This is a genomic window from Pseudomonas sp. JQ36, from assembly GCF_053851495.1.
On sequence record NZ_CM132642.1, the window covers coordinates 1,070,657 to 1,082,398 of the forward strand.

Genomic DNA, 11,742 nt, shown 5'->3' on the forward strand with positions numbered 1-11,742 from the left:
GTGATCCCTTGTGGGAGCGGGCTTGCTCGCGAAGAGGCCGTGTCAGTCGACATCAATGTTGGATGACACACCGCTTTCGCGAGCAAGCCCGCTCCCACATGGGTTCCGTGCACTGATCCGGCAGATAACGGATATGTAATTCCCCCGCCACCGTCACGAAAGGTGCGCCTTGTTACCTTGATCCCGTCAGCTACTTAAACGAGGAATCAAACATGAAATTCGTCCAACTGAGCACCTTCGCAGCCGCCCTGATGTTGTCGTCCCTGGCCATGGCCGAAGGCGGCGGTGACCGTACTTTCGAGCGGATGATGACCGCCAATGACCGTTCCATGGAGCTGTTCGTCGCCAAGGAACAGGCCCGCGACCCGGTCGTGGTCAACGAGAAGAAAGACGACAAGAGCAAAGACCTGTAAGCCCGGCGTACTGAAACAAGCCCGTTGTCGTGTGCCGATGCCGGGTTTTTTACGGAGGAGTAAACATGCAGTTGATCAAATGGATGACCCTCGCCGGCGTCATGGCGATGTCGGTAAATGCACTGGCTGAAGGCGGCGGCGATCGCACTTTCGAGCGTGCGTTCAGCGCCAACGCCAAAGCCATGGAGCAATACGCCGCCGAGCAGGGCAAAGCGGCGCCGGTGGTCAAGGAATATGAATACGGCATGAAGCTCGACGTGGTGAAAATCGTCAGCGTGGTGAAGCCGCAACCGGCTTGCTCGGTGGTGCCGACCGCCATGACCTACGAGGACTCGCAAGGGCAGCTCAATACGCTCAGATACAGCGTGGCAGGCGTGTGCCGCAACAGCGGTGGCTAATTGCTGCAGCATGAGCCTGCATTGAGACATTGATTCGACGGAATACAGTTACACGGTGCTGAGAGGTTTTTGGCATATATACAACTTCAATTGAGCCTAAAAAACTGTCAACTCTGACAGTTGCCCCCATGTCTGATCGCACCAAGAGTGAGAGCGGCATAAACAACTTCAATCACTCTGCATTTAGAAGGCAATTTTATGGGCACCCAAGTAGATAAGTACAATGACTCCAATTTCGAATCCATCGTTCTACAAAACTCCACGCCTGCCTTGGCGATGTTCTACGCTACGTGGAACGGTGCTTCAAGAGGCATGGCTATCACGTTCAGGCAGGCAGCCCTCCGTTATTCAGCCGATGTGAGCTTCGTCATGTTGGATATAGAGGAAAGCCCTCAAATGGCTCAGAGATTTGAGGTCACTAACGTTCCTACAGTTTGCTTGTTCAAGAATGGCAAAGTGGTAGCGACGCTAGGGCTCGCTGACGAAGCTCAATTAACTGCCTTTATTGATAGGAATATTTAGCGCAAAAGAAGTAATTGGTGGGCGAATTTCTCGAGAGCCGCGATTAAAGCGGCTCTTGTGCGTTCAGTATTTCATTTCGTGATGTTTAAAACTGTGTGGGAAAAACTGAACCTTCCCACAATGTTTTCAGGTTGTCCGTCGGACGTCCGCTCTCTAGCCTGTGTAGGTCGCTGCCAAATCAGCGATCGGGATTGGAACCCCTCGGCTTAACTGAAGCAAAACGCACCGTTCATGACGTATGCTTGCGCACTTTCATGTGTGCACTCCGTTATGGCGGCTGTGCGCGGGAGACTTCGAGTCTGTCGGGTTTTGCTCAGTTGCCCGGGTTCCAACCTGCGTACAGCTGCCACCCCTTCGCGTGGAACCGAAAGGGCCAGCTCCACCGTCAAGCTGAGTGAAAACATTATGAAAAAGCCAACACCCAATCCGCCCGAAGCGAACGCTGCTGCAGACCCCGATCCAACATCCCCCTACGCCGCCATCGACACCCACAAACTCCACGAAGCCGCCGAGCGCGCCCTCGACTACTACCTCAAGCCCGCAGCGCCCATCATGGCCACGCCATACACCGCCAACGCGCTGTTTCTGGTCAATCCCAACGCCGACACCGAATCCCTGCTGGCCAACGCCTGCGAATCCCTGGCCTCGGCCACGGTGATGCTCGGCGACTTCGCCGCGTTGCTGGAGGGCACGCATCGCAAGACGCTGCTCGGCATCGCGCAGGTGGTCATGCTCGGTGAACTGGCGGTGAACAAAGCGCTGGATAACGTGGAACCCGGCTCGTAATCCCTGTGGGAGCGGGCTTGCTCGCGAAAGCGGTGTGTCATTCAGCACTGATGTTGACTGACACGGCCCCTTCGCGAGCAAGCCCGCTCCCACAGTTTTCTGCGGCGTGATTTCGGACAGGCATAAAAAAGGCGCCCCGAAGGGCGCCAAAAAATTCACCTCTGACCAAAGGAGCAAGGAGCTTCTAAAGGTGAATGGTATTGCTCGGGTAAACTCAAAGAATCGCCAACGGATACTCGACGATCACCCGCACTTCATCCAGATCCGACTCGAACGCCGTGGCGCGGGTGGTGGCTTGGCGCAAGCGCAGTGACAGGTCTTTCATCGAGCCGCTTTGCACCACGTATTTGACTTCGATATCACGCTCCCAACGTTTCTGATCGGTCAGCGGATTGCCCTCGGCATCGCGGCGCATGTACACGGCGTTAGCCTTTGAATAGTCAGCGTCGGTGCCACGTGCGTAACGGGTCATGAACGACAGACCGGGTATGCCGTAAGTGCTCATGTCGAGGTCGTAGCGCACCATCCACGAACGTTCTTTCGGCGAGTTGAAGTCGCTGTATTGGATCGAGTTGTCGAGGAAGATCGAGTCCGACTGGCGCAGGTAATCGAAGTCGTCGTTGCCGTTGTTGCGCTGGTGGGAGAGGGCGACGGAGTGCGCGCCGAGTTTCACGCCGACGCGGCCGCTCCAGATGTTGTTGTCGAATTCGCCGAGAAGTTGTTTGCCTTCATCGACTGCCTTGTAATAGCTCAGACCACCGAACAACGACAGGTCATCCGACAGTGGATAGGTCCATGCGGTGCCGGCGTAATACTGATTCCAGGCATCCTTGAGGCGGCTGGAGTACAGGCTGAAACTGAGGTTCTTGTTCAGCACATAATCACCGCCGCCATACGCGATCCACGGCGAATTGACTGGGCCTGCGTAGAAGGTCGCGAAGTTCTCGCGCATGTCGCTCGACACCGGTTGGCTCATCGCGTGCAACCGACCGCCCTGCACCGACAGACCTTCAATGCTGGTGTTGCTCGCCGTCACCCCGCGAAAGCTTTCCGGCAGCAAGCGCGAGTCACCCGCCGCGACCACCGGATTGGCCGGGAACACATCGCCAACCTTGACCACCGTATCGAACGCCCGAATTTTCGCAGCGCCACCGACTTTGCTGTATTCGTCCCGTGCTTCGCCGTCGCTGTTGACCGGCAACACATCAAACGAACTGCGCCCGCCGTTTCGCCCGTCACCGGTATCGAGCTTCAGACCGATCATCGCAAACGCATCGACTCCAACCCCGACGGTGCCTTGGGTGAAACCGGATTCGAACTTGCTGATCACGGCATGCGACCAGGCTTCGGAGTAACCGTTGCCGGTGGGGCTGGACTGGCCGTTGCGATGATCACGATTGAAGTAGAAGTTGCGGTTGAGCACCGTCAGGCTGCTGCCCTCGACAAAGCCCTCAGGCTTGTCTTCTGCAAACACCATGGACGGCCCGGCGCCGACCACCACCGCTAAAGCGGCCATCGACATTTTTGTATTGTTAACCATCAAACACTCCTTGGGTTCGGCAGAACGGGAACGTGCGTCGGCGTGGTTTTATTGTTCGACGGGCAAAGGCCCGCCGGCATTGGTCGCCGGGTCACATCGTTGCAAGCTGCGGATAACGCCAAGGTGATGGGGGAATTACAATTTCGTCATGTGGCTGGAATGAAAACCCTCTATCAGGTCAGGGCTGCGAGTTGTTCGATTGTCTGTGGAAAACGCTCGACCAGACGGATCAGGGTTGTGGCCTGAGCATTGGGCGTTGCTCGTCCTTGCTCCCAGTTTTCGAGCGTTCGCGTGTTGGTGCGTAGATACATCGCGAATACTGACCGAGAGAGATTAAGTTGCTGACGGATGGCTACCACTTCCTCAGCAGTGATCGGCATCAGTTTTGGCAGCTGAACCTTGTGGGTACGCAAGGTGATTTTGCCTTGGCGTTCATCGGCCAGTGCTTCCAGTCCATCCATCAGTTCGGAAAAAATGTCACGTTTCATAGTGGCTTCTCGCGTTGAGTTCTCTATCCAGTGTTTTTCTGAAAAGTTTTTTCTGGGCAGGCGTCAAATCGTCCTGCTCGTTTTTGTTGTAGACGGTAAAGAGCCAGAACTGATCGAAGCCTGACCACCAGTAATAAATCACTCGTAATCCGCTGCGCTTGCCTTTCCCTCTTCGTTGGTCGCTGAAGCGAATTTTACGAAGCCCGCCTGTGTCCTCGATGAGATCGCCCGCTTCCGGATTTTTCAGCAACTCCAATTGAAAGCTGCGAAACAGATCGTCATCCAGATAGTCGTCTCGGTGCTTCTGAAACACAGGCAATTCGATAAATAGAGCATCCATGTTCTGTACGTTACCTACGTATAGTGTTGTCTCGATAATCGAATCGGTCAAGGCTTCCTGGCCTTGCTTTTCGTCCCTTTTTCAACGGTAGACGCCGGTCGTAAAAACACCTGTAGGACGAATCGACGAGTGTGGTGAGAACGTTCGATTGAGTAGAGAGGAGGCTTAGCAATTGACGTGTCGGAACAATCCGCAGCACTATCGCCCCATGACTGTCCAACTTCGAATGAACATGATGTGCTCCTCCATGACCGCTTCCGGCGGGCCATAAGGTCATACGTGTTTGTCATTTGACGTGTTACCCAAAGCCCCGCCAGCAATGGACGGGGCTTTTTCATGCCCCGTCCGCACATGGCTCAAGGAGAGAGAAATGTTCGACATCAGAAGAGCTACCCCGGACGATGCCCAGATTGCCTTCGATATCCGGCGACTAGCGATTCGGCATCAGTGCATTGGTGCCTATAGCGAGCAGCAAATGCTCGATTGGACGAGAGGTTCGGCCGAGGACGGTTACGACACACTCATGGCAAAGCATTTCTATTTGGGGTGCGTGGACGGTGAAGCGGTAGCGACCGGGATGCTTGATCTGGATTACCGTGAAATCGGCGCGATCTTCATTCGCCCGGATTTCATGCAGCGCGGGCTGGGCAAGCGTGTTCTGTACTTTCTCGAAGATTTGGCGCGGGATCTCGGGCTGACCGAGGTGTGTCTGGACGCGACGTTGAATGCGGTCAACTTTTACCGGCGCTGCGGTTACATCGGGGAGGAAAATGCGGTTTATCAATCGCCTTCTGGCCTGCAACTGGCCTGCGTGCCAATGGTGAAGACATTGGGATGAAGATCAAAAGATCGCAGCCTGCGGCAGCTCCTACAGGGGAGTTGTGTAGGAGCTGCCGAAGGCTGCGATCTTTTGACGTTAAATCCCGCAAAAACAAAAACGGCACCCGAAGGTGCCGTTTTCATTTGTAGCCAGCCGAGCAATCAGCCCGCCAGACCCGCCTGCTGAACCAGGGTCAGCAATGGCTGCGGGTACACACCGAGGAAGAACGCGACCACGGCGATGGCCAGCAGCATTACACCGCCTGCCTTCTGTTCCCAGTGCAGCTGGGCGTCGTGGCGGCGCAGGTTCGGTTCGATCAGGTACAGGGTGACCATCACGCGCAGGTAGTAGAAGACGCCGATGGCACTGCCCAGTACCAGCGAACCTACCAGCCACCATTGGTGCGACTCGACACCGGTGGCGATGATGTAGAACTTGCCGATGAAGCCAGCGGTCAGCGGGATACCGGCCAGGGACAGCATCATCACGGTCAGTACGGCGGTCAGGTACGGACGGCGCCAGAACAGGCCGCGGTACTCGTACAGGGCGTCGGCGTCACGACCGTTGTACGGCGAGGACATCAGGGTGATCACGCCGAAGGCGCCGAGGCTGGTGATCACATAAGTCACCAGGTACACGCCGATGGCTTCCACCGCCAGACCCTTGCTCGCCACCAGCGCGATCAGCAGGTAGCCGAAGTGCGCGATGGACGAGTAACCGAGCAGACGCTTGAGGTTGCTCTGGGTCAGGGCCAGCAGGTTACCGAACAGGATCGAGGCGACGGCGATCACGCTCAGTACGTCGCTCAGCACGCCACTGCTGGCAGCAGGGGAGATCTGGAACAGACGCACCATCACCGCAAACACCGCAACCTTGGAAGCGGTCGCAAGGAAGGCAGCCACCGGTGCCGGAGCACCTTCGTAGACGTCCGGCGTCCACAGGTGGAACGGTACCAGCGACAGCTTGAACGCCAGACCGATCAGCATCATGCCCAGACCCAACTGAGCCAGCGAGCTCGGCAGGTTGGTGGTAGCCAGCGCCTGACCGATACCGACGAAGCTCAGGGTGCCGGCGTCAGCGTAGAGCAGGGCCATACCGAACAACAGGAACGCGGAACCGGCGGCAGACAGCACCATGTACTTGATGCCGGCTTCCAGCGAACGCTTGTTGAAGAAGGCGTAAGCCACCAGACCGTAGACCGGCACCGACAGCAGTTCCAGACCGATGAACAAACCGGCCAGGTGCTGCGCGCTGACCAGAACCAGACCACCGGCGGCGGCCATCAGGATCAGCAGGTACAGTTCTTCACGGTTGCCCGGGTAACCTGAACCGCCATCGCCGAGGTAGGCGTGGGCGAGGGTTACACAAGCGAGGGTGGCGACCAGGATCAGCGCCATGTACAGGCAGGCGAAGGTGTCGATCTGCAGCAACGGGGTCACGGCCAGAGGCGCGACTTTCAGGGCTGGCAGGATCGACAGCAAGGCCAGGTTCAGACCGGCGACCGAGATCAGGAAGGTCTGCGAGTGGTTGCGGCGCCAGGCGATTGCCAGCATCACCACGATAATGGTGAGGCTGGTGATCAACAGTGGCGCTAGCGCAATAAAGTGTTGAATCGTGAATTCCATAGCGCTCTTACCGGGCCGAAGCGAGTTGAGTGAAGGCGGTGCCGAGCCACTGCTGCACGCCATGCATCGTGGCGGCGGAAGTGTCGAGGAACGGTTGCGGGTAGACGCCGAGGTAAATCAGCAGCACCGCAAGGCCCAGCACCATGGTCAGTTCGCGACCGTCCATGCCGTGCAGGATCGAATCCGATTTCGACGGACCGAAGTAGGCACGGTGGATCATGATCAGCGAGTAGACCGAACCGAACACCAGACCGGAGGTGGCAATCGCGGTGATCCATGGCGCGCTGGCGAAGGAACCGATCAGGATCAGGAACTCGCCGACGAAGTTACCGGTACCCGGCAAGCCCAGCGACGCGGCGGCGAAGAACAGGCTGATCGCCGGCAGGTAAGCGATACGCGACCACAGACCGCCCATCTCACGCATGTCACGGGTATGCAGGCGCTCGTACAGCTGACCGCTGAGGATAAACAGGGCCGCGGCCGACAGACCGTGTGCCAGCATCTGGATCACTGCACCTTGCAGTGCCAGTTGGCTGCCGGAGTAGATGCCGATCAACACGAAGCCCATGTGGGACACGGAAGAGAAGGCGATCAGACGCTTGATGTCGGTTTGCGCGAACGCCAGGAATGCACCGTAGAAGATCCCGATCAGACCGAGGGTCATGGCGATCGGCGCGAATTCGGCCGAGGCATTCGGGAACAGCGGCAGGGCGAAACGCAGCAGGCCGTAGGCCGCGGTTTTCAACAGGATACCGGCGAGGTCGACGGAACCGGCGGTCGGCGCCTGGGCGTGGGCATCAGGCAACCACGAGTGGAACGGCACCACGGGCAGCTTGACCGCGAAGGCGATGAAGAAGCCGAGCATCAGGATGTACTCGGTGGTCATCGACATCTTGGTCTTCAACAGATCGGCGTAGTTGAAAGTAATCACGCCAGTGTTGTTGAAGTTGACCAGCACCAGACCGAGGATCGCCACCAGCATGATCAGGCCGGAAGCCTGAGTGAAGATGAAGAACTTGGTCGCGGCGTAGATCCGGGTTTTCTTGCCGTCCGAAGAACTGTGACCCCAGAGCGCGATGAGGAAGTACATCGGCACCAGCATCATTTCCCAGAAGAAGAAGAACATGAACAGGTCGAGGGCGAGGAACACGCCGACAACGCCGCCCAGGATCCACATCAGGTTCAGGTGGAAGAAGCCAACGTGACGCTGGATCTCTTTCCATGAGCAGAGTACCGAGAGGATACCCAGCAGACCGGTCAGCAGGATCATCAACAGCGACAGGCCGTCGAGGGCCAGGTGCACGTTGATGCCGAAGCGCTGGATCCAGACGTGCTTGAATTCAAGCGCCCAGGTCGGATCGGCGCCAGGCGCCGGCGCAAATGAATAGTCACCGTGGGCCCACAGCCAGAGGCCGAGGGCGAGTTCCAGGGTCATGGTCAACAGCGCAATCCAGCGGGGGAGGGTAGCGCCGAAGCGCTCACCCATCCAGCACAGCAGGCCGCCGATGAAGGGGATCAGGATTAGCCAAGGCAGAATCATGACGGGCTCGTTTCCTTTCGCAAATTCGCAAGGTTCATATCAGACCGCTACCAGCACGATGGCGCCGATTACCAGCACGGCACCAGCAGCCATCGAGGCGGCATACCAACGCAGTTGACCGGTCTCGGTGCGGCTCAGGGCGGTGTGACCACCCTTGGCCATACGCGGGATCAGACCGATGGTCTGGTCGAGCGGGTCTCTGCGCAGTACATGGCTGATCGCAAGGTACGGCTTGACGAACAGTTTGTCGTAGATCCAGTCGAAGCCCCAGGCAGCGAACCACCAGGCCGAAAGGAAACGACCGATGCCGCTGTTGGCGATCGCCGTCACGAAGCGACGCTTGCCGAGGAACAGCAGGGCCGCCAGCAGGATACCGGCCAGAGCGATAGCGCCCGAGGCGATTTCCAGACTGTGCTTGGCTTCGCCACCGGCATGGCCAACGCTCTCAGGCAGTACGCCGTGCAGCGGTGGAACGATCATGGCGCCGACGAAGGTCGACAGCACGATCAGCACCGACAGCGGCAGCCAGTGAGCGATGCCGTGACCGGCGTGGGCTTCAGTCTTGGCTTCACCGTGGAACGTGATGAAGATCAGGCGGAAGGTGTACAGCGAAGTCATGAACGCGCCGACCAGACCTGCGTAGAGCAGACCGTGGTTGCCGCTGGCGAACGCTTCCCAAAGAATTTCGTCCTTGGAGTAGAAACCGGCGGTGACCAGTGGCAGAGCGGCCAGAGCGGCGCCACCGACGATGAAGCTGGCGTAGGCCAGTGGCAGTTTTTTCCACAGACCGCCCATCTTGAAGATGTTCTGCTCGTGGTGGCAGGCAACGATCACCGCACCGGAAGCAAGGAACAGCAGGGCCTTGAAGAAGGCGTGGGTCATCAGGTGGAAAATCGCGCCATCCCAGGCACCAACGCCCAGCGCCAGGAACATGTAGCCGATCTGGCTCATGGTCGAGTAGGCGAGGATACGTTTGATGTCGGTTTGTACCAGTGCGGCGAAACCTGCCAGTACCAGAGTCACACCACCGACGATGCCGACCAGGTGGAGGATTTCCGGCGCCAGGGTGAACAGACCATGGGTACGGGCAATCAGGTAGACACCGGCGGTCACCATGGTTGCAGCGTGGATCAGTGCCGACACCGGGGTTGGCCCCGCCATCGCATCCGCGAGCCAGGTTTGCAGTGGCAGTTGCGCCGATTTACCGACCGCACCACCCAGCAGCATCAGGGTCGCCAGGGTGATCCAGAAGTCGCCGACCTGGAATTTCTGCGGTGCCAGCACCAGCAGTTCCTGGATGTTCAGCGTGCCCACTTGCTGGAACAGGATGAACAGGCCGATGGCCATGAACACGTCGCCGATCCGGGTCACGATGAAGGCCTTGAGTGCGGCGTTACCGTTGTTGCGGTTGCTGTAGTAGAAACCGATCAACAGGTACGAACACAGGCCCACGCCTTCCCAGCCGAAGTACAGGAACAACAGGTTATCGCCGAGGACCAGGAACAGCATGCTGGCGATAAACAGGTTGGTGTACGAGAAGAAGCGCGAGTAGCCCGCTTCGCCGCGCATGTACCAGGACGCGAACAGGTGGATCAGGAAACCGACACCCACCACCACGCCGAGCATGGTGATCGACAGGCCATCGATGTAGAGGGCGAAGTCAGGCTTGAAGCCTTCGACCGCCATCCACTTCCACAGCACCAGGGTGTAGTGGCCGCCCTCGGGAGGCGCGACGTTGAATTGCCAGATGACGTAGGCGGCGACAATCGCCGACAAGCCAATGGAACCCACGCCGATCAGCGCCGAGAGGTTTTCCGACCAGCGTCCACGGGAGAACGACAGCAGCAGGAAACCGATCAGAGGGAATACAAAAGTCAGAAAGATTAGGTTCATCCGCGCATCTCACTGGCAGCGTCGATATCGAGCGTGTGGAAGCGGCGATACAGTTGCAGCAGGATCGCCAGACCAATACTGGCCTCGGCGGCTGCCAGGCTGATCACCAGGATGAACATGATCTGTCCATCCGGTTGCGCCCAGCGGGCGCCCGCAACGATGAAGGCCAGGGCAGAGGCGTTCATCATTACTTCCAGACTCATCAACACGAACAAAATGTTGCGGCGGACCATCAGGCCGACCAGACCAAGGCAGAACAGGATGCCGGCAACGGCCAATCCATGCTCGAGAGGGATAGCAGGCATGTCTTACTCCTTCGCCTCGTTACGGCCCAAATGGAACGCCGTGACGGCTGCGGCGAGCAGCAGCATCGAGGCGAGTTCGACCACCAGCAGATACGGGCCGAACAGGCTGATGCCCACGGCTTTCGCGTCTACGGTGGTGTGGCCGATGGCCTGACCGCTCTGGTGAGCGAACAGCACATACAGCAGTTCGGCCAGCAGCAGGGCGGCGAGAATCACCGGGCCTGCCCAGATACCGGGCTTGAGCCAGGTGCGTTCCTGCTGAACCGAGGCCGGGCCCAGGTTCAGCATCATCACCACGAATACGAACAGCACCATGATGGCGCCAGCGTAGGCGATCACTTCCAGCACGCCGGCGAACGGCGCGCCGAGGGCGAAGAAGGTCATGGCCACGGCGATCAACGAGATGATCAGGTAGAGCAGGGCGTGCACAGGGTTGGTGTTGGTGACCACACGAAGCGTGGACACAACCGCGATACCCGATGCGAAATAGAAAGCGAATTCCATCGTTCTTCCTTAAGGCAGCAAGCTCTTCACGTTGATCGGTTCGGCTTCGTTCTGCGCAGAGCCTTTCGGCTTGCCAGCGATTGCCATACCTGCAACACGATAGAAGTTGTAATCAGGGTTTTTGCCGGGGCCGGAGATCAAAAGATCTTCTTTCTCGTACACCAGGTCCTGACGTTTGAACTCGGCCATCTCGAAATCCGGGGTCAACTGGATTGCGGTGGTCGGACAGGCTTCCTCGCAGAGACCGCAGAAAATGCAGCGCGAGAAGTTGATACGGAAGAAGTCCGGGTACCAGCGACCGTCTTCGGTTTCAGCTTTCTGCAGCGAGATGCAACCTACCGGGCAAGCCACGGCGCACAGGTTGCAGGCTACGCAACGCTCTTCGCCATCGGGGTCACGGGTCAGGACGATGCGACCACGGTAGCGTGGCGGCAGGTAGACCGGCTCTTCCGGGTATTGCAGGGTGTCGCGCTTGCGAAAGCCATGGCCGAAGACCATGACCAGGCTGCGCAACTGGGTACCGGTACCCTTAACGATGTCGCCAATATATTTGAACATGGGTCAAATC

The 11,742-nt window shown here is 58.2% G+C and carries 14 protein-coding genes; 5 read left to right on the forward strand and 9 right to left on the reverse strand.

What is annotated here, in order from left to right; all coding sequences use genetic code 11:
• Positions 1-212: 212 nt before the first annotated feature.
• The 4 genes from ACS4NR_RS04790 (at position 213) to ACS4NR_RS04805 (ending at position 2,119) form a co-directional block, all read left to right on the forward strand.
• Entirely contained in the window at positions 213-413 is a 201-nt protein-coding gene (locus tag ACS4NR_RS04790; RefSeq protein ID WP_456019237.1) for a co-regulatory protein PtrA N-terminal domain-containing protein, read from the forward strand.
• 65 nt (positions 414-478) lie between these two features.
• Positions 479-811, forward strand: a complete 333-nt coding sequence (locus tag ACS4NR_RS04795) for a DUF2790 domain-containing protein (RefSeq protein WP_456019239.1) — start codon at positions 479-481, stop codon at positions 809-811.
• A gap of 198 nt (positions 812-1,009) precedes the next feature.
• Positions 1,010-1,333, forward strand: coding sequence for a thioredoxin family protein (locus ACS4NR_RS04800; RefSeq protein WP_456019240.1), 324 nt, complete (start codon positions 1,010-1,012; stop codon positions 1,331-1,333).
• 405 nt (positions 1,334-1,738) lie between these two features.
• On the forward strand, positions 1,739-2,119 hold the full coding sequence (locus ACS4NR_RS04805; protein WP_456019241.1) for a DUF6124 family protein: 381 nt from the start codon (positions 1,739-1,741) through the stop codon (positions 2,117-2,119).
• Between the two features lie 214 nt (positions 2,120-2,333).
• Here ACS4NR_RS04805 and ACS4NR_RS04810 read toward each other — a convergent pair whose 3' ends face one another.
• The 3 genes from ACS4NR_RS04810 to ACS4NR_RS04820 form a co-directional block, all read right to left on the reverse strand.
• On the reverse strand, positions 2,334-3,659 hold the full coding sequence (locus ACS4NR_RS04810; protein WP_456019242.1) for an OprD family porin: 1,326 nt from the start codon (positions 3,657-3,659) through the stop codon (positions 2,334-2,336).
• A gap of 173 nt (positions 3,660-3,832) precedes the next feature.
• Positions 3,833-4,147, reverse strand: coding sequence for a helix-turn-helix domain-containing protein (locus tag ACS4NR_RS04815; RefSeq protein ID WP_007964870.1), 315 nt, complete (start codon positions 4,145-4,147; stop codon positions 3,833-3,835).
• On the reverse strand, positions 4,137-4,487 hold the full coding sequence (locus tag ACS4NR_RS04820; RefSeq protein ID WP_007964869.1) for a type II toxin-antitoxin system RelE/ParE family toxin: 351 nt from the start codon (positions 4,485-4,487) through the stop codon (positions 4,137-4,139). Before ACS4NR_RS04820 ends, ACS4NR_RS04815 begins: the two co-directional genes overlap by 11 nt.
• A gap of 370 nt (positions 4,488-4,857) precedes the next feature.
• Here ACS4NR_RS04820 and ACS4NR_RS04825 point away from each other — a divergent pair, with 370 nt between their 5' ends.
• On the forward strand, positions 4,858-5,325 hold the full coding sequence (locus ACS4NR_RS04825; RefSeq protein WP_456019243.1) for a GNAT family N-acetyltransferase: 468 nt from the start codon (positions 4,858-4,860) through the stop codon (positions 5,323-5,325).
• 143 nt (positions 5,326-5,468) lie between these two features.
• Here ACS4NR_RS04825 and nuoN read toward each other — a convergent pair whose 3' ends face one another.
• Genes nuoN through nuoI form a run of 6 tightly spaced genes read right to left on the reverse strand, consistent with a single transcriptional unit; the run spans position 5,469 to position 11,732 of the window.
• A complete protein-coding gene (gene nuoN, locus ACS4NR_RS04830) occupies positions 5,469-6,932 on the reverse strand; it encodes an NADH-quinone oxidoreductase subunit NuoN (RefSeq protein WP_095138920.1) in 1,464 nt (487 codons plus the stop codon).
• Between the two features lie 7 nt (positions 6,933-6,939).
• Positions 6,940-8,472 (reverse strand): NADH-quinone oxidoreductase subunit M, encoded by a 1,533-nt coding sequence (nuoM, locus tag ACS4NR_RS04835; protein WP_095138922.1) that lies wholly within the window; start codon positions 8,470-8,472, stop codon positions 6,940-6,942.
• 39 nt (positions 8,473-8,511) lie between these two features.
• Positions 8,512-10,365, reverse strand: coding sequence for an NADH-quinone oxidoreductase subunit L (nuoL, locus tag ACS4NR_RS04840; RefSeq protein ID WP_095138924.1), 1,854 nt, complete (start codon positions 10,363-10,365; stop codon positions 8,512-8,514).
• Positions 10,362-10,670: an NADH-quinone oxidoreductase subunit NuoK gene (gene nuoK, locus ACS4NR_RS04845; protein ID WP_003180046.1), complete on the reverse strand. Its 309-nt coding sequence runs from the start codon at positions 10,668-10,670 to the stop codon at positions 10,362-10,364. The genes nuoL and nuoK overlap by 4 nt, the downstream gene beginning before the upstream one ends.
• Before the next feature lie 3 nt (positions 10,671-10,673).
• Positions 10,674-11,174 (reverse strand): NADH-quinone oxidoreductase subunit J, encoded by a 501-nt coding sequence (gene nuoJ / locus ACS4NR_RS04850; protein ID WP_007951462.1) that lies wholly within the window; start codon positions 11,172-11,174, stop codon positions 10,674-10,676.
• 9 nt (positions 11,175-11,183) lie between these two features.
• Positions 11,184-11,732 (reverse strand): NADH-quinone oxidoreductase subunit NuoI, encoded by a 549-nt coding sequence (gene nuoI, locus ACS4NR_RS04855; protein ID WP_003223795.1) that lies wholly within the window; start codon positions 11,730-11,732, stop codon positions 11,184-11,186.
• Positions 11,733-11,742: the final 10 nt, after the last annotated feature.

What these genes read in the sequence shown, in the direction of transcription:
- ACS4NR_RS04790 (WP_456019237.1), top strand. Translation starts at nt 213, where the DNA reads ATGAAATTCGTCCAACTGAGCACCTTCGCAGCCGCCCTGATGTTGTCG.
- ACS4NR_RS04795 (WP_456019239.1), top strand. Translation starts at nt 479, where the DNA reads ATGCAGTTGATCAAATGGATGACCCTCGCCGGCGTCATGGCGATGTCG.
- ACS4NR_RS04800 (WP_456019240.1), top strand. Translation starts at nt 1,010, where the DNA reads ATGGGCACCCAAGTAGATAAGTACAATGACTCCAATTTCGAATCCATC.
- ACS4NR_RS04805 (WP_456019241.1), top strand. Translation starts at nt 1,739, where the DNA reads ATGAAAAAGCCAACACCCAATCCGCCCGAAGCGAACGCTGCTGCAGAC.
- ACS4NR_RS04810 (WP_456019242.1), bottom strand. Translation starts at nt 3,659, where the DNA reads ATGGTTAACAATACAAAAATGTCGATGGCCGCTTTAGCGGTGGTGGTC.
- ACS4NR_RS04815 (WP_007964870.1), bottom strand. Translation starts at nt 4,147, where the DNA reads ATGAAACGTGACATTTTTTCCGAACTGATGGATGGACTGGAAGCACTG.
- ACS4NR_RS04820 (WP_007964869.1), bottom strand. Translation starts at nt 4,487, where the DNA reads ATGGATGCTCTATTTATCGAATTGCCTGTGTTTCAGAAGCACCGAGAC.
- ACS4NR_RS04825 (WP_456019243.1), top strand. Translation starts at nt 4,858, where the DNA reads ATGTTCGACATCAGAAGAGCTACCCCGGACGATGCCCAGATTGCCTTC.
- nuoN (WP_095138920.1), bottom strand. Translation starts at nt 6,932, where the DNA reads ATGGAATTCACGATTCAACACTTTATTGCGCTAGCGCCACTGTTGATC.
- nuoM (WP_095138922.1), bottom strand. Translation starts at nt 8,472, where the DNA reads ATGATTCTGCCTTGGCTAATCCTGATCCCCTTCATCGGCGGCCTGCTG.
- nuoL (WP_095138924.1), bottom strand. Translation starts at nt 10,365, where the DNA reads ATGAACCTAATCTTTCTGACTTTTGTATTCCCTCTGATCGGTTTCCTG.
- nuoK (WP_003180046.1), bottom strand. Translation starts at nt 10,670, where the DNA reads ATGCCTGCTATCCCTCTCGAGCATGGATTGGCCGTTGCCGGCATCCTG.
- nuoJ (WP_007951462.1), bottom strand. Translation starts at nt 11,174, where the DNA reads ATGGAATTCGCTTTCTATTTCGCATCGGGTATCGCGGTTGTGTCCACG.
- nuoI (WP_003223795.1), bottom strand. Translation starts at nt 11,732, where the DNA reads ATGTTCAAATATATTGGCGACATCGTTAAGGGTACCGGTACCCAGTTG.